This window comes from Brevundimonas sp. GW822-FHT03E11, assembly GCF_058801445.1.
Genome location: NZ_JBXANG010000004.1, coordinates 172,891 through 188,705, shown reverse-complemented (window position 1 = coordinate 188,705; position 15,815 = coordinate 172,891). Strand labels below are relative to the sequence as shown.

15 protein-coding genes are annotated in these 15,815 nt (G+C 69.6%); 9 read left to right on the top strand and 6 right to left on the bottom strand.

Annotated elements, in window-relative coordinates:
* Window positions 1-9 precede the first annotated feature (9 nt).
* Window positions 10-435, top strand: a complete 426-nt coding sequence (locus tag AC1RKE_RS08570; protein ID WP_348684348.1) for an MliC family protein — start codon at window positions 10-12, stop codon at window positions 433-435.
* A 40-nt stretch (window positions 436-475) separates the two neighbouring features.
* Complete coding sequence (locus tag AC1RKE_RS08565; RefSeq protein WP_348684349.1) at window positions 476-1,522, top strand: NAD(P)H-dependent flavin oxidoreductase; 1,047 nt, start codon at window positions 476-478, stop codon at window positions 1,520-1,522.
* Here the strand turns inward: AC1RKE_RS08565 and AC1RKE_RS08560 are convergent.
* The 3 genes from AC1RKE_RS08560 to AC1RKE_RS08550 are packed head-to-tail and all read right to left on the bottom strand — an operon-like array spanning window position 1,519 to window position 3,775.
* The gene (locus tag AC1RKE_RS08560) at window positions 1,519-2,106 is read right to left on the bottom strand and encodes a GNAT family N-acetyltransferase (protein ID WP_191558903.1); all 588 of its coding nucleotides are present in this window, start codon (window positions 2,104-2,106) and stop codon (window positions 1,519-1,521) included. The two genes, AC1RKE_RS08565 and AC1RKE_RS08560, sit on opposite strands and share 4 nt — an antisense overlap.
* Entirely contained in the window at window positions 2,106-3,212 is a 1,107-nt protein-coding gene (gene aroB / locus AC1RKE_RS08555) for a 3-dehydroquinate synthase (protein ID WP_348684350.1), read from the bottom strand. The genes AC1RKE_RS08560 and aroB overlap by 1 nt, the downstream gene beginning before the upstream one ends.
* The gene (locus tag AC1RKE_RS08550; RefSeq protein WP_182714836.1) at window positions 3,209-3,775 is read right to left on the bottom strand and encodes a shikimate kinase; all 567 of its coding nucleotides are present in this window, start codon (window positions 3,773-3,775) and stop codon (window positions 3,209-3,211) included. The genes aroB and AC1RKE_RS08550 overlap by 4 nt, the downstream gene beginning before the upstream one ends.
* Before the next feature lie 125 nt (window positions 3,776-3,900).
* Between AC1RKE_RS08550 and AC1RKE_RS08545 the strand changes: the two genes are divergently transcribed.
* The 4 genes from AC1RKE_RS08545 (at window position 3,901) to AC1RKE_RS08530 (ending at window position 7,008) form a co-directional block, all read left to right on the top strand.
* The gene (locus tag AC1RKE_RS08545) at window positions 3,901-4,803 is read left to right on the top strand and encodes a site-specific tyrosine recombinase XerD (RefSeq protein ID WP_348684351.1); all 903 of its coding nucleotides are present in this window, start codon (window positions 3,901-3,903) and stop codon (window positions 4,801-4,803) included.
* A gap of 116 nt (window positions 4,804-4,919) precedes the next feature.
* Window positions 4,920-5,867, top strand: coding sequence for an acetyl-CoA carboxylase carboxyltransferase subunit alpha (locus AC1RKE_RS08540; RefSeq protein WP_348684352.1), 948 nt, complete (start codon window positions 4,920-4,922; stop codon window positions 5,865-5,867).
* A gap of 71 nt (window positions 5,868-5,938) precedes the next feature.
* A complete protein-coding gene (locus AC1RKE_RS08535) occupies window positions 5,939-6,487 on the top strand; it encodes a response regulator (RefSeq protein ID WP_287396416.1) in 549 nt (182 codons plus the stop codon).
* Complete coding sequence (locus AC1RKE_RS08530) at window positions 6,484-7,008, top strand: chemotaxis protein CheE (RefSeq protein WP_348684353.1); 525 nt, start codon at window positions 6,484-6,486, stop codon at window positions 7,006-7,008. Before AC1RKE_RS08535 ends, AC1RKE_RS08530 begins: the two co-directional genes overlap by 4 nt.
* Here the strand turns inward: AC1RKE_RS08530 and AC1RKE_RS08525 are convergent.
* The 3 genes from AC1RKE_RS08525 to AC1RKE_RS08515 form a co-directional block, all read right to left on the bottom strand.
* Window positions 6,993-8,879 (bottom strand): ABCB family ABC transporter ATP-binding protein/permease, encoded by a 1,887-nt coding sequence (locus AC1RKE_RS08525; protein ID WP_395942231.1) that lies wholly within the window; start codon window positions 8,877-8,879, stop codon window positions 6,993-6,995. The genes AC1RKE_RS08530 and AC1RKE_RS08525 overlap by 16 nt on opposite strands.
* Window positions 8,880-8,941: 62 nt before the next feature.
* Window positions 8,942-9,958 carry a threonine aldolase family protein gene (locus AC1RKE_RS08520; RefSeq protein WP_054765588.1) on the bottom strand — a complete coding sequence of 339 codons (1,017 nt, stop codon included), beginning with the start codon at window positions 9,956-9,958 and terminating at the stop codon, window positions 8,942-8,944.
* Window positions 9,958-10,908: a mechanosensitive ion channel family protein gene (locus AC1RKE_RS08515; RefSeq protein WP_348683842.1), complete on the bottom strand. Its 951-nt coding sequence runs from the start codon at window positions 10,906-10,908 to the stop codon at window positions 9,958-9,960. Before AC1RKE_RS08515 ends, AC1RKE_RS08520 begins: the two co-directional genes overlap by 1 nt.
* Window positions 10,909-11,035: 127 nt before the next feature.
* Between AC1RKE_RS08515 and bamJ the strand changes: the two genes are divergently transcribed.
* The 3 genes from bamJ (at window position 11,036) to AC1RKE_RS08500 (ending at window position 15,814) form a co-directional block, all read left to right on the top strand.
* Complete coding sequence (gene bamJ, locus AC1RKE_RS08510) at window positions 11,036-11,590, top strand: BamJ family beta-barrel-assembly machinery protein (protein ID WP_348683840.1); 555 nt, start codon at window positions 11,036-11,038, stop codon at window positions 11,588-11,590.
* A 117-nt stretch (window positions 11,591-11,707) separates the two neighbouring features.
* Entirely contained in the window at window positions 11,708-13,663 is a 1,956-nt protein-coding gene (locus tag AC1RKE_RS08505; RefSeq protein ID WP_348683838.1) for a M61 family metallopeptidase, read from the top strand.
* Window positions 13,664-13,828: 165 nt separating this feature from the next.
* Entirely contained in the window at window positions 13,829-15,814 is a 1,986-nt protein-coding gene (locus AC1RKE_RS08500; RefSeq protein WP_348683836.1) for a M61 family metallopeptidase, read from the top strand.
* Window position 15,815 lies beyond the last annotated feature (1 nt).

Below are 15,815 nucleotides of genomic sequence, written 5' to 3'. Positions count from 1 at the left end.
AGTATCGCCTTGTCCAAGCCGGTTCTGCGGCCGTCCTTCGCTCTCGGCGGCCTCGCCGCCGTCCTCCTTCTGACGGCCTGCGGCCCTGACCCCGACAAGGCTCCCACCACCGGCGACGAGGTCAAGGAACGCGCCATCGAGGCCCAGACCGCCCGCAAACGCACCGGCGCCGAGGTCCAGGACCGCACCCTGAACCGCGTCGTCCATACGGTCTATCTGTGCGACAACGGCGAGCGGTTGTCGGTGGATTTCGACAATCCGCGCCAGATGGCCACGGTCCGCAACTCCTCGGGCGAGGCGGTGGATCTTTATCAGGAACGCGCCGCCGACGGCATCTGGTACCGCGCCTCCAACGTCGAACTGCGCGGCAAGGGGGTGCTGGCCACCTGGTCCGTCGAAGGCCGACAGCCGACCGAATGCCGGGCCGTCGACTGACCCCATTGCCGAAGCCGACCCGGCTCCCTAGCTGCGGCCCATGTCCCTGATCGAACAGCTTGGCCTGACCGCGCCCATCGTTCAGGCGCCCATGGCGGGCGTCTCGACCCCGGCCATGGCGGCGGCCGTTTCGAACGCCGGGGCGCTGGGCTCCATCGCCGTCGGCGCGACCGATGCGGCGGGGGCCGGCCGGATGATCGCCGAGACCCGCGCCCTGACCGACCGCCCCTTCAACGTCAATCTGTTCGTCCACGCCGCGCCCCGCCGCGACGAAGGTGCAGAGGCCGCCTGGCTTCAGGCCCTGACGCCGTCGTTCGCCGCCTTCGGCGCCGCGCCCCCCGCCCTGCTGAACGCCCCCTATCGCAGCTTCGCCGACGACGACGCCATGCTGGCGCGCCTGATCGCCGACGCCCCCGCCGTGGTCAGCTTCCACTTCGGCCTGCCCGATGGAGAGCGGATCCGGGCGCTGAAACAGGCCGGCTGCCTGCTCCTGGCCACGGCGACCAATCTCGATGAAGCCCTGGCTTGCAGGGCGGCGGGCGTCGACGCCGTGGTGGCGCAAGGATGGGAGGCCGGCGGCCATCGCGGGATGTTCGATCCTGACGCCGACGACGGCCGCTTGGGGACTCTGGCCCTGACCCGCCTGCTGGCGCTTCACAGCGGCCTGCCGGTCGTCGCCGCCGGAGGGATCATGGACGGCCGGGGCGTCCGCGCCGCCCTGGACCTGGGCGCCGTTGCGGCCCAGTTGGGCACCGCCTTCATCGCCTGCGACGAAAGCGCCGCCGACGCCGCCTATCGCGCCGCCCTGTTCAGCGACGCGGCGCGCCATACCGTCATGACCTGCGCCGTATCGGGCCGACCCGCCCGCTGCCTGCGCAATCGTTTCACCGAACTAGGGGCGCAGACGACGGCCGCCGTCCCTGACTATCCCGTCGCCTATGACGCCGGAAAGGCCCTGAACGCCGCCGCCAAGGCCGTCGGCGAATACGGCTTCGGCGCCCAATGGGCCGGCCAGGGCGCGCCCCTGGCCCGCAGCCTTCCCGCCGTCGACCTGATTGCGGCCCTGGTGGCGGAGATGGTCGCCTAGCCGAACGCCGCCAGCCTTCGATCCAGCCCGTCCCGCACCTCGGGCCAGTCGTCGTCGATCACGGCGAACATGGCCGTATCCCGCGCCCGGCCGGTCCAGGTGGTCTTGTGCTTCCTCAGAACGCCCTCGGCCTTGGCGCCCAGTTTGCGGATCGCCGCCTGGCTCTGGGCATTGACCGCGTCGGTGATGATCTCGACCCGCACCGCGCCGGCGTCGAAGGCGTGGCCCAGCAACAGCCGCTTGCAGGCCGGATTGACCGGCCCGCCCCGCGCCTCGGGCCGATAGAAGGTCGAACCGATCTCACAGCGTCGATAGGCCGGGTGGATCTCGTAAAGGCTGGTCGTCCCGACCACCGCCCCGTCCGACAGCCGCCGCACGGCGTAGGCGATGCGCGTTCCGGCCCCCATGGCCTTGAGGGCGGCGGCCCACCAGCCATCGAAATGCGCGCCATAGGCGGGCGCGACCATGATCTCCCAGGCGGCCGGATCGCAATCCAGCGCCGCCTTCACCGTCTCCCGCAACCCCTCGGTGAACGGCTCCAGCCGCACGAACCGATCCTCCAGGGGAACGGCGGCGATCTGCATCAGCCCGTCGCCCCTTCGGCGATCAGGAAAGTCCGCACCTTCGCCGCATCCACCCCCTTGGCGACAAAGGCCCGGCCGACGCCGTGCGCCAGGATCAGGGTCAGGGCCCCGCCCTCGGCCTTCTTGTCCCCGGCCATCAGGGCCAGCAGCCGGTCGGCTTCGAAGGCGCCCGCCTGATCCAGCCGCGTGGGCAGGCCCGCCGCCGCGACCACCGCCTCGACCCGCGCGGCGTCCTCGGCCGAACACAGCCCCTCGCGCGCCGAATAGCGCAAGGCCATGCAGCAGCCGAGCGCCACCGCCTCCCCATGGGCCAGGGCGTCTTCGTCGAACCCGACCTCGGCCTCTATGGCGTGGCCGAAGGTGTGGCCCAGGTTCAGCAGGGCGCGGCGTCCCGCCTCCTTCTCGTCCTCCCCGACCACGGCGCTCTTGATCTCGACTGAGCGGATCACCGCCCGTTCCAGGGCCGCCGGATCGCCCGACGCTCCGGCCGCCCCCTCGCCCGCCAGCCAGTCGAAGAAGGCGGAGTCGCAGATCAGCCCGTGCTTCAGCACCTCGGCCCAGCCGGACTTCACCTGCCGCGCCGGCAGGGTCGCCAGCACGTCGATGTCGGCCAGGACCAGGCGCGGCTGATGGAAGGCGCCGACCAGGTTCTTGCCCCGCGGCGTGTCGATGGCCGTCTTGCCGCCGACGGACGAGTCGACCTGGGCCAGCAGGGTCGTCGGAATCTGCACGAAGTCGATGCCGCGCATGTAGAGCGCCGCCGCCAGCCCGGCCAAATCCCCCACCACCCCGCCGCCCAGGGCGATCACCACGTCCTTGCGGTCCAGCCCGATCTCCAGCAGCCGGTCCAGCACCCGCTCCAGCTGGGCGAAGGATTTCGCCCCCTCGCCCGGCGGCACGGCGACGATCCGGCTCTGGACCCCCGCCGCCGCCAGGGATGCGGTCACGGCGGCGCCGTGGACGGCCTCGACCGTCTCATCGGTGATGATCACCGTCCGTCCCCGGGCCAGGGGCGCGATCCGAGCGCCCGCCTGCTGCAGCAGCCCGCGCCCCACGATCACCTGATAGGCGGCGAAGGCGCCGCCGCTGACGGGAATGGTCGTCATGCTTTCGTCTCCGCACGGCGGCGTGTGCGCCAGTGTCGGCGCAGGGTCTTGTGAATGGCGTCCACCGCCTGGCCGTGAGACCCCTGCCCCACGTCCACGGTGACGTCGGCCTCGCCATAGATCGGATAACGGACCTCGGCCAAGGCCGTCAGCACCTCCAGCGGGTCCTTGCCGCGCAACAGGGGCCGGGTGTCGCGCCGCGCCACCCGTTCGGCGATGACCGCCAGATCGGCCCTCAGCCAGACCGTGTCGGCTCTTTCCTTCAGCAGGGCGCGGGTCTCCGGGTTCATCATCGCCCCGCCGCCGGTGGCCAGGACCAGGGGCGGCCCCTCCAGCAGGCGGCGGATCACCCGCGCCTCGCCGGCCCTGAACTCGGCCTCGCCCAAGGCGGCGAAGATTTCGGACACGGTCATTCCCGCCGCCTCCTCGATCTCCACATCGCCGTCGGCGAAGGGCAGTTTCAACCGATGGGCCAGCCGCCGCCCCACCGACGATTTGCCCACCCCCATCAGGCCGACCAGGGCTATGGTGCGGGTCGGACCCGGATTCGCGCGCCGCCTCATCCGGCGGCTCCGGCGGAACGGACGGTGAAGGAAACGGCGAAGGCGACGGCGCAGGCGGACATGATCGTTGGAACCTCTACACCAAGCCCGGCCTCGCGCCATCCGTTCGCAGGAACGATCGCCGCATGACGCCCCAAATCGAAGCTTTTCTGGAGATGATGGCGGTGGAGCGTGACGCCTCGCCCCACACCCTGGCGGCCTATGGACGGGATCTGGCCGACGCCGAGGCCGCCCTGTCGTCGGACGGCGGCCTGATGCAGGCCCCGGCCGAGGCGGTCGAGGCCTGGTTCGCCGACCTGTCGCGCCGGGGCCTGTCGGCGGCCACCGCCGCCCGACGCCGGTCGTCGGTGCGGCAGTTCTACCGCTTCGCCCTGGCCGAGGGCTGGCGGGCCGACGATCCGTCGCGTCGCCTGGACGCCCCCAGACAGGGCCGCCCCCTGCCCAAGTCCCTCAGCCGGGACGAGATCGACCGGCTGCTGGCCGCCGCCGCCGCCCGAGACGCGGCCGCCGGCCTGCGTCTGGTCGCCCTGGTGGAGATGGCCTACGCCTCGGGCTTGCGGGTGTCGGAACTGCTGGGCCTGAAGGTCGAGGCCGTGCGCCGCGATCCCGCCTATCTGATCGTGCGCGGCAAGGGCGGCAAGGAGCGGTTGGCCCCGCTGAACCCCGCCGCCCGCACGGCGCTGAAGGCCTGGCTGACGGCGCGCGACGCCCTGCGCAAGCCCGAGACGCCCGACAGCCCCTGGCTCTTTCCATCCTCCGGCCGGTCGGGCCATCTGACCCCGCGCCGGTTCGCCCAGCTGCTGGACGAGGCCGCCGTCGCGGCGGGCCTCGACCCCGCGCGGGTCAGCCCCCACGTCCTGCGTCACGCCTTCGCCACCCATCTTCTGGAGGGCGGCGCCGACCTGCGCGTGGTCCAGACCCTGCTCGGCCACGCCGACATCGCCACCACCCAGATCTACACCCACGTCGCCACCGACCGCCTGGCCCAGGTCGTCCACCAGAACCACCCCTTGGCGCGGGACGAATAACTCCGACTCACGGCTGTGAAAGCGACATTGTCACCCCGCTTGCCCCACGGCCCCGACCTCTCTAGTTTCCCCCGCCTTCCCCTGGGGCGCCTCGCCCGCCGTTTTCGGACGCCTTTATGGCCACGCACTATCTCGATTTCGAAAAGCCGATCGCCGATCTGGAAGCCAAGATCGAAGAGCTGTCGGCCCTGTCCGAGACCTCCGGGGGCTTCGACAACGAGATCGCCGGCCTGCGCAGGAAGGCTGAACAGCTGCGCAAGAAGACCTACGCCGGCCTTGACCCCTGGATGAAGACCCAGGTGGCGCGGCATCCGCAACGCCCCCACTTCATCGACTATGTCCAAGGCCTGTTCACCGACTGGACCGAACTGCACGGCGACCGACAGTTCGGCGACGACCAGGCCATTCTCGGCGGGCTGGCGCGGTTTCGGGGCCGCCCCGTCGTCATCATGGGGCATGAGAAGGGCCACGACACGGAAACCCGCCTGACCCACAACTTCGGCATGGCTCGACCCGAGGGCTATCGCAAGGCCGTGCGCCTGATGGACATGGCCGAACAGTTCGGCCTGCCGGTCCTCAGCTTCATCGACACGGCCGGCGCCTATCCGGGTCTGGGCGCCGAAGAGCGCGGCCAGGCCGAGGCCATCGCCCGTTCGACCGAACGCTGCCTGACCCTGGGCGTGCCCTCCATCGCCACCATCACCGGCGAAGGCGGATCGGGCGGCGCCATCGCCATCGCCGCCGCCAGCCGCGTCTTGATGCTGGAGCATTCGATCTATTCGGTTATCTCGCCCGAAGGGGCGGCCGGCATTCTGTGGCGTGACGGCGCACGGGCCCGCGACGCCGCCATGGCCATGAAGATCACCGGCCCGGACCTTATCGCGCTGAAGATCGTGGATCGTCTGATCGAGGAACCGACCGGCGGCGCCCACGCCGACCGCGACGGCGCCCTGGCCAGGGTCGGCGACGTTCTGGCCGAGGAACTCCAATCCTTCGACGGCCTCTCGCCCCAGCAGATCAAGACCCGCCGCGCCGAGCGGTTCTACGCCATCGGCGCCCTCTGATCGAACGCCGTTAACCGCGCGTCCACCTCCAGGTTCTAGCCTATAGGACCTGCGGATTGGAAAGTTCGGACATGCCGACACAGTCGGATACGCTCAGAGAAAGCGCCGTCTTCAATCTGAGCGGCGCCGTCGTGATGGTGGTCGACGATTCGCCCTTTTCCCTGACCCTGACCACAGGCGTCCTGTCGGGTTTCGGGGTACGTCCGGCCTATACGGTCACCAGCGGGGTTCAGGCCCAGAGCCTCCTGGCTGAAAAGCCGATCGACCTCTTGCTGATCGACACCGACATGCCCGACATAGACGGGTTCGAACTGGTGCGATGGTTGCGCCGGTCCGGCCCAAATCCCAACGCCTTCACCCCCGTCATCATGACGGCCAGCCACATCCGACGCGGTCGGGTGGCAGAGGCGCGGGACTGCGGCGCCAACTTTGTCGTCACCAAGCCCTTCAGCGCCGCCATGCTGCTGGAGCGCATCCTTTGGGTCGCCCGCGACACGCGCCCCTTCCTTGAGGTCGGGGACTATCTGGGCCCGGATCGTCGCTTCGTCCGCCCCGAACTCTATGAGGGCGAGGAACGGCGCGCCGACAGGCTCCGCAACAATATGGTGGAGTTCGCATGACGGTCATCACCCACGTTCAACGCCGCTCGCGCCTGGCGGAGATGGTGGATCGCCCCGGCGGCGTCAGCGTCGGCGTCGCCCTCGCTCAGGCCCAGGCCAATCTGGGCGGGTTGAGGGACCAGGCCTGCGCCATCATCGCCGACAACATCGCCGTCCTCCTGGCCGAGCCGGCGCCGGGCACGATCGAGGCCCTGCGGCTGGACCTGGCCTATTCAGCGTCCAACCAGATCATCGACGCGGCCAGCCCCTTTGCGATGGATGATCTGTGCACGGCCGCCAAGGGGCTGTGCGACCTTCTGGACGCCGCCCCGCGCCAGGGCGGTTTCGACTGGCGTATCGCCACGGTCCACGCCCAGGCGATGAAGCTGCTGCTCAGCCTGCCGACCGACGCTGCGGCGCCCCGCGCCGCCATCGTCGACAACCTGGCCGAGGTTCTGAAACGCAAACTGCCCGCCACGCCCCAGACAGCTCATCAGACAGCTCATCAGGCGGCTCATCATGCGGTTCAACCGACCGCCTGAACTGTCCGGCCCGCCCGCGTCTGTTTGCGCCACAGGGCGGCGTATTCCCCGCCCTGGCGGGCCACCAGTTCGTGATGGGTCCCGCGCTCGACGATCCGTCCCGCCTTCAGCACCAGGATCTGGTCGGCGTCGGCTACGGTGGACAGCCGGTGGGCGACCACCAGGGTGGTGCGTCCCGCGCTGACCCGCCGAAGGGTCTTCTGGATCGCCGCCTCGGTGCGGCTGTCCAGGGCGCTGGTGGCCTCGTCCAGGATCAGGATGCAGGGATCGGCCAGCAGGGCGCGGGCGATGCCCACCCGCTGGCGTTCGCCGCCCGACAGTTTCAGCCCCCGTTCGCCGACCCTTGTCTGCATCCCGTCCGGTAATCCGCGGATGAAGTCGGCCAGTTCCGCCGCCTCCGCCGCCGCCCAGACCTGGGCCTCGTCCGCATCGGGCCGGGCGAAGGCGATATTGGCCGCCAAGGTGTCGTTGAACAGGGCCACGTCCTGCGGCACCAGGGCCACGGCGGCCCGCAAGGACGCCTGGGTCACGTCGCGCACGTCGCGGCCGTCGATCAGAACCCGGCCCTCCTGCGGGTCGATCAGCCGCAGGGCCAGTTTGACGATGGTCGACTTGCCCGCCCCCGAGGGCCCGACCAGGGCGGTGGTGGTTCCGGGCGCCGCCACGAAGCTGACGTCCTCCAGCCCATTGGCGCGGGCGTCGTGGCGGAAGCCGACATGCTGGAACGCGACTTCGGCGCCGCGCGCTTCGGTCGGGCGCGGCAGAGGCTGGGCGTGGAGCGCATCGGCCACCTGGGGCGTCTGGCGCGTCACCTTCAGCATATCCTCCATGTCGATGAAGGATTGGCGGATCTCGCGATAGGCGAAGCCCAGTATGTTCAGCGGGGCGTACAGGGAGACCATGATCAGCACCGCCGCGGTCACATCGCCCGGCCCCATTCGTCCGGCCGCCGCCTCAAACCCGGCCATCACCGCCATCACCCCCAGACCAAGGTTCATGATCAGGGCCTGAATCCCGTTCAGCAGGGCCAGGGAGGTGTTGGCCTTCAAGGCCGCCGCCGCATAGTCGCCCAGCGCCCGGTCATAGGTCATGGCCGCCCGCGCCTCGGCGCCGAACGACTTGACCGTCTCATAGTTCAGAAGGGCGTCGACCGAGACCCCGGCGGCCTCCGAATCGGCGGCGTTCATCACCCGCCGATGCTCCAGCCGCCAGTTCGACAGGGCGAAGGTGGCCGCGGCGTAGACGACCACCACCGCGATCGCCACAGCGGCGAACCGCCAGTCGTACTTGCCGCCCAGCACCGCCGCCGCCAGCACCAGCTCCACCCCGGTGGGAACCAGGTTGAAGGCCAGGATGCGCAGCAGGAAGTCCACGGCCCGCGAGCCGCGATCCAGGGTCCGCGACAGGGCGCCGGAGCGTTTGGTCTGGTGGAAATCCAGCGACAGGCTCAGGGCGTGGGCGAAACCTTCGGCGGCTGTCCGCCTCTGGGCCGCCGCTCGGACCGGGGCGAAGACCACGTCCGAGGCCTGGGGCGCCGCCGCCGACAGAAACCGCACCAGGGCCCAGCCGACCGCAAAGGCGGCGAAGCCCCAGCCCATGGCGACGGCCGTTCCCTGTCCGGCCGCCAGCCGATTGACCGCCGCGCCCAGGACCAGGGGCGCCAGCACGCCCAGACCCTTGCCCGCCAGGGTCAGGGCGATCGCCGCCCCCAGCCGCGCGCGCAGCTGCGGCGCGCCCGATCGCCCGACCAGCCGCACCAGATCCGCCAGCGCCTTCAGCGTCGGCGGGCCTTCCGTCCTGTCCTGCATGCTCCCTGCCTGCTGCGCCTTGACCATCGGGTCGCGCCGACCGCCGGAGCGCTCTCCGCGCATCGCCATCTTGCGCATATGGACAGTCAAGACGGCCGGGAAAAGGCCGCCTGGCGACGGACGGCTCAGTTCAGGCCGGCGATGGCGGCGATCAGCTCGTCCACCGCCTCTTCCTGGGTCGCCCAGGAACAGACGAACCGGACTGATCCGTCGTCGAACTGATAACAGGCCCAGCCCAGGGCCTTCAGCCTCTGGTGCGCCTCGGCCGGCATGCGAACGAAGACCGTATTGGATTCGACCGGGTGGGCCAGGACGAAGGGCGAGCGCGTCGCGATCCCCGCCGCCAGACGCTGGGCCATCAGATTGGCGTGGGCGCCCCCCGCCTCCCAGTCGCCGCTTTCCAGCAGGCCCAGCATGGGCCCGGCCAGCGTCCGGGCCTTGGACGCCGTCTGCCCGGCCTGTTTCAGCCGATTGTCCAGCCGCCGCGCCAGGCTCTTGTCGAACAGGACCAGGGCCTCGACGCAAGAGGCGCCCGCCTTGGCGCCGCCGAACACCAATATGTCCACGCCCAGGCGCGCAATGTCCTTCAGGTCGAACCCGGCCGCAGCCGCGTTGGCCAGCCGCGCCCCGTCCATATGCACCCCATAGCCGCACGCCTTCACCGGCTCGATCAGATGACGCAGCTCTTCCTCAGTATAGACGGCGCCGTATTCCGTGGCCTGGGTCAGGGACAGGGCGGCCGGCGGCTGGCGATGGCCGACCTCGGGCTCGGTCAGCTGCGCCTTCAGCGCCAGGGGATCGATCCGCCCGGAAAAGCCCGGCAGGCCGATCAGCCCCACCCCCTGGCCGAAGAAGCCCGGCGCCCCCGTCTCATCGGTGCAGACATGGGCGGCGTTGTGCGCCAGCACCGCCTCGAACGGATAGGTCAGCATCGACAGGGCGATGGCGTTGGCCGCCGTGCCGCTGAAGACGAAACGGACGTCGGCGTCGGCGTCCAGCCTCTGTCGAATCTGGTCGGCGGCCCGCGCCGTGATCGCATCGGCGCCGTAGGAGGGAACGAAGCCGGCGTTGGCCTGGATCAGGCCCTCCAGGGCGCTGGGCGCCATTCCGGCGGTGTTGTCGGATCCGAAATCGTAACGCATCAGCGGGTCTTCGTACTCGTCTCTTCGGCCTTGTCCGCCTCCACCGTCCGCACACGGACGACGGGCATGACGTCCTCGTCGCCATAGGGCACGGCGACTTGGTGCGGGAAGGGAATCTCGATCTCGGCGGCGTCCAGCGCCTCCTTGCCGCCCTGCATCAGATCGGCCTGAGTCTGCCACCAGTCCTCGACCTTGACCCAGGCGTGCAGGGTGATCTGGACCGCGCTGTCCAACAGGCCGGTCACCCCGGTCCAGGGATGGGGGTCGTGCAGAACCTTGTCATGGGCTGCGGCCATGTCGGCCAGGACGCAGCGCGCCTCGTTCAGATCCTCGCCGTAGCCGACGGTGAAGTTGATCTCGATCCGCCGGGTCTGCTGACCGGTCAGATTGGTCAGGGGGTCGCTCAGGACCTTGGAGTTCGGAATGACGATCTTGTGGTTGTTGGCGTTCGACAGCTGGGTCGTGAACAGGTCCAGCCGCTGCACCGTCCCGGCCATGCCGCCGACGTCCACCACGTCCCCGACGCGGTAGGGCCGCAGGATCAGAAGCATGATGCCCGAGGCCACATTGGACAGCGTCCCCTGAAGCGCCAGGCCCACGGCCAGGGACGCCGCCCCCAGGACCGCGATGATGGAGGTGGTCTGCACCCCCAGCCTTTGCAGCACGGCGATCATGCCGATGATGATCACCACCACCCGGACCACCTGAACGGCGAAGCTGAGGACCGTCTGGTCGTGGCGGAAGGCGCCGATCCGCGACAGCGCCCTTCGCGCCAGCCCCGCCGCCCATTTGGCCGCGAACAGGGTCGCGGCGAAGATCAGGGCCGCGATGATCAGATTGATGGCGAAGTCGCCGGCCATGTCGGTCAGCTTGGCGATCATGACGGCGTCGACGGCCACGGCCTGGCGACCGGCCGCCACTGCTTCGGCGAGAGAGTTGTCTATGGACATGGTCGCGGGTCTAACGCCTTAAGTCCCGATTGGAACCCCGCCGGCTCAATTTCCCGCTCCTTCCGCGCATGTCGCCTTCGCGCAAAGACGGTTGGCGGCGGCCCGTTCGGCCTGATAGCGTCGCCTTATGACTCGCACCCTCCCGATCCTCCTCGCCGCCCTCGCCGTCTCCGCCTGTGCGACGCGCGGGACGCCGGTCTCCTACGCCGAAACGGCTTCGGCGGCCGCCCGCGCCGCAGCCCAGGTCGAGGGCCAGGCCGGCCAGACGCCGCAGCAGGCCTGGGACGCCGGAAACCAGGCCTATCTGGCGTGGAACGGCGCCCGGCGCGGCTGGACCACCACCGCCAGCGGCCTGCAATACCGCCGCGTGGGCAAGGCCCATCCCGAGGGCGCCCAGCCTTCGGCGACCGATACGGTCAAGGTCCATTATCGCGGGACCTTCATCGACGGACGCGTGTTCGACAGCTCCTACGCCCGCAACGAACCGGCCGAGTTTCCGCTGAACCGGGTCATCAAGGGCTGGACCGAAGGGGTGGCCCTGATGCGGGTCGGCGAGACCTATGAGTTCGTCATTCCGCCGGCCCTGGCCTATGGCTCGCGCTGGGTCGGCGGCGATCAGCTTCCGCCCAACTCCACCCTGCGCTTTTCGGTGGAGCTGCTGGACGTCGCCCCCGGCGCCTGACGCCGGGGTCCGGGCGAACGAGATTTTCGGAGTCCGATCGGCCGGACCGCTTGACGATCCACGCGGTGCGGCGGACTGTCGCGCCTCTCCCTTTCCAGAGTTCGAAAGTCCGCGTCCATGATCCGCACCCGCCTCCGCGCCGTCGGCCTCGCCCTCCTGCTGGCCTCCGCCGCACCGGCCGCCTTGGCGCAACAGGCGTCGACGGCGGCGCCCGCCCTGCCGGCGCCCCTGACGCCCATCCCTGCGGCGCGCGACGTCGCCTATCCGGGGGTGATCGGTCTGGAGATCGACGCGACCAACCTGGGCCAGCACATCTTCTCGATCACCGAGACCCTTCCCGTCGCCCAGAGCGGCCCCATGGTCCTGTTCTTCCCCGAATGGCTGCCGGGCAACCACGGTCCGGTCGGGCCGATCACCCAGCTGGCGGGGATCGAGATCACCGCGAACGGCCGGCGGATCGAATGGGTCCGCGACACCCTCAGCCCCTTCGCCTATCACATCACGGTTCCAGCCGGGGCGACCGAGCTGAAGATCGCCATGCAGCATCTGTCGCCGACCAGCGGCGCCCAGGGCCGGGTGACGATGACGCCCGAGATGCTGAACATCCAGTGGGAGAAGATGCTGCTCTATCCCGCCGGTCACTGGTCGCGGAACATCATGGTCCAGCCCACGGTCAAATTCCCCACCGGCTGGCGGTTCGGCACGGCCCTGGAGCCTGAGAGCAAGGAGGGCGACCTCCAGACCTTCAAGCCGGTCAATCTGGAAGTCCTGATCGACAGTCCCGTCTTCGCCGGCCTCCACTATCGCCAGATCGATCTCGATCCCGGCGGCCGCTCTCCGGTTCGCGCCAACATCGTCGCCGACGAGGCCAAGAACCTGGAAGCCACCGACGAGCAGGTCCAGATCCTGCGCAACCTCGTGACCCAGATGGACCGCCTCTACGGCGCTCGCCATTTCGACCACTACGACTTCCTGATCGCCATGACCGACAAGCTGGGCGGCATCGGTCTTGAGCATCATCGCTCCTCCGAGAACTCGGTCGATCCGGAGTTCTTCACCGGCTGGGCCACCCACCTGGGCGACCGCGACCTGCTCAGCCACGAGATGAACCACTCCTGGGACGGCAAATGGCGTCGCCCGGCGGACCAGTATGTGCCCAACTTCAACAGCCCGATGCAGAACAGCCTGCTGTGGGTCTATGAGGGCCAGACTCAATACTACGGCCAGGTCGTCGCCGCCCGTTCGGGCCTTCTGACCAAGGAACAGGCCATGGACTCCCTGGCCATGACGGCGGCCTCCTACGACTACCGGGTCGGGCGCGGCTGGCGCGCGCTTCAGGACACCACCAACGACCCGATCATCAGCCAGCGCCGGCCCAAGGCCTGGCTGTCCTGGCAGAGGGACGAGGACTACTATTCCGAGGGCCAGCTGATCTGGCTCGACGTCGACACCACGATCCGTGAGAAGACCGGCGGGCGCAAGTCGCTCGACGACTTCGCCCGCGCCTTCTACGGCGTTCAGGACGGCAGTTTCGAACCGGCGCCCTACACCTTCGACGACGTGGTGGCGGCCCTGAACGGGGTGGTCGAGAACGACTGGGCGGCCTTCCTGCGCGCCCGCCTGGACGCCGTCGGTCCCGACGCCCGCGCGCCCCTGGACGGGCTGGAGCGCGGCGGCTGGCGGCTGACCTACGGCGAGACCCCGACCGCCTATCAGAAGACCCTGTACGGCGAGTTCAAGCGCAACGACTTCACCTATTCCCTGGGCCTGCAGACCGGCGAGAACAATGCGATCCGCAGCGTCCAGTGGGGCAGTCCGTCCTTCCAGGCCGGCCTGGCGCCGGGCATGGAGATCGTCGCCGTCAACGGCCAGGCCGCCAAGCCGGACCGACTGGCCGAGGCCGTCACCGCCGCCAAGGACCCCGCCGTGCCGATCACCCTGATCGTCAAGGACGGCGACCAGTACCGGACCGTCGTCCTCGACTATCACGACGGCCTTCGCTACCCGCGCCTGGAACGCATCCCCGGAACCCCGGACCGGCTGGGCGACATACTGACGCCGCGCCGACGCTGACGCCGATAGAACCCCTCCGTCTCCTCCCCACAGGGTGGGGAGGTGGCGCGGCGCCGCTTAGCGCCGTGACGGAGGGGCTCTAAACGCCGCACCCTGCCGCCTAGACTTGACGCCCCTTCCCCGCTCCCCGACGGTGCAGGCCTGCCCTCACGTTCGGATGACCTGATGCCGCCTACCCGCCTGACCGCCGCCGCCTGCCTCGCCGCCCTGATGACGGCCGCCCCAGCCCTGGCCCAGGATTTCCCATCGACCCCAGTGGTGGTCGAGGCGCGCGACGCGGCCCTGGCCCTGCCCCGGCCCCAGCCGGCCATCCCCGCCCCTGCGGACAGGCCCTATCCGGGCGTCATCCAGTACCGGGCCGACATCACCGACCTGGACCGGCGAATCATCCGCGTCAGCCAGACCATCCCCGTCGCCGCTCCCGGCCCGCTGACCCTGCTCTATCCGAAATATCTGCCGGGCAACCACGCCGCCACCGGCCCCATCCAGCTGCTGGCCGGCCTTACCGTCACGGCGAATGGTCAGAGGCTGGAATGGCTGCGCGACACCCTCGACCCCTACGCCTTCCACCTGGAGGTCCCGGCGGGCGTGACGGCGATCGAGGTGGCCTTCGAACAGCTGACCCAGCCGGACAGCTCCAACTGGCGCGTCCTGATGACCCCGGCCATGGTCAATCTGCAGTGGGAGAAGGCCATCCTCTATCCGGCCGGCTATTTCAGCCGCCAGATCCAGGTCGCCCCCTCCATCCGCCTGCCCGCCGGCTGGAACTACGGCACGGCCCTGAAGACCGAAGGCCGCGACGGCGACCTGGCCCGGCTGGAGACCACCGACCTCTACACCCTGATCGACAGCCCGGTCTTCGCCGGCGCCCACTACCGCCGCGTCGATATCGACCCGAACGGCGCCCCGTCTGAATCAAGGGTCCACCTGAACCTCCTCGCCGACGAGGAGAAAGGTCTCGCCGCCACCGAAGAGCAGTTGAAGCTCTACGAGAACATGGTCCAGCAGGCCGACCGCCTGTTCGGCGCCCGTCACTTCGACAACTATGAGTTCCTCTTCGCCCTGACCGACCAGATGGGCGGCATCGGCCTTGAGCATCATCGCTCCTCCGAGAACACCGGCGCCCCAGGCTTCTTCACCGACTGGGCCAAGAGCGCCGGGGACCGCGCCCTTCTGCCCCACGAATACACCCACTCCTGGAACGGCAAGTTCATGCGCCCGGCGGATGAGCTGACCGCCAACCACAACGTCCCGACCCAGAACACCCTGCTGTGGGTCTATGAGGGCCAGACGGAATATTGGGGCGATGTCCTGGCCGCCCGTTCGGGCCTGCATTCCAAGGGGGTGGCCCTGGCGACCCTGGCCTCGATCGCCGCCTTCTATGACAACCAGCCCGGCCGTCAGTGGCGCGCCCTTCAGGACACCAACAACCACAATCTCCTGGGCTACCGCGTGCCCGGCCAATACCCCTCCTGGATGCGGGGCACCGGCGACTACTATCGTGAAAGCCTGCTGGTCTGGCTGGACGCCGACACCCTGATCCGGGCCGAGACGAACGGGCGCAAGTCGCTCGACGACTTCGCCCGGGCCTTCTTCGGCCACAGCGACGGCGCCTGGGCGCCCCAGGGCTACACCTTCGATCAGGTCGTCGCCTCCCTGAACGCCGTCCATCCGCACGACTGGGCCGGCTTCCTGCGCGAAAGGCTGGACGCCGTCGGCCCTGACGCCCGCGCGCCCCTGGCGGGGATCGAACGGGGCGGCTGGCGCCTGACCTATACCGACACGCCCAACGCCGATGAAAAGGCGGCGAACGGCGGCTGGGCCAATGACTTCCAATATTCGCTGGGCTTCAGCCTGTCGGGTGACAAGCTGACCAATATCCGCTGGGGCGGCCCGGCCTTCGAACAGGGGATCGGCGCCGGCTGGTCGCTTGTCGCCGTCAACGGCAAGGCGGGCTCGGCCGAGGTTCTGCGCGACGCCGTCACGGCCGCCAAGGGGACGGACACCCCCCTGGAGCTGCTGATCAAGTCCGGCGACCGGTTCCGCACCGTCGCCTTCGACTATCACGACGGCCTGCGCTATCCGCGTCTGGTGCGGATCGAAGGAACCCCGGACCGGCTGTCCGACATCCTGGCCCCGCGTCGGCGCTGAG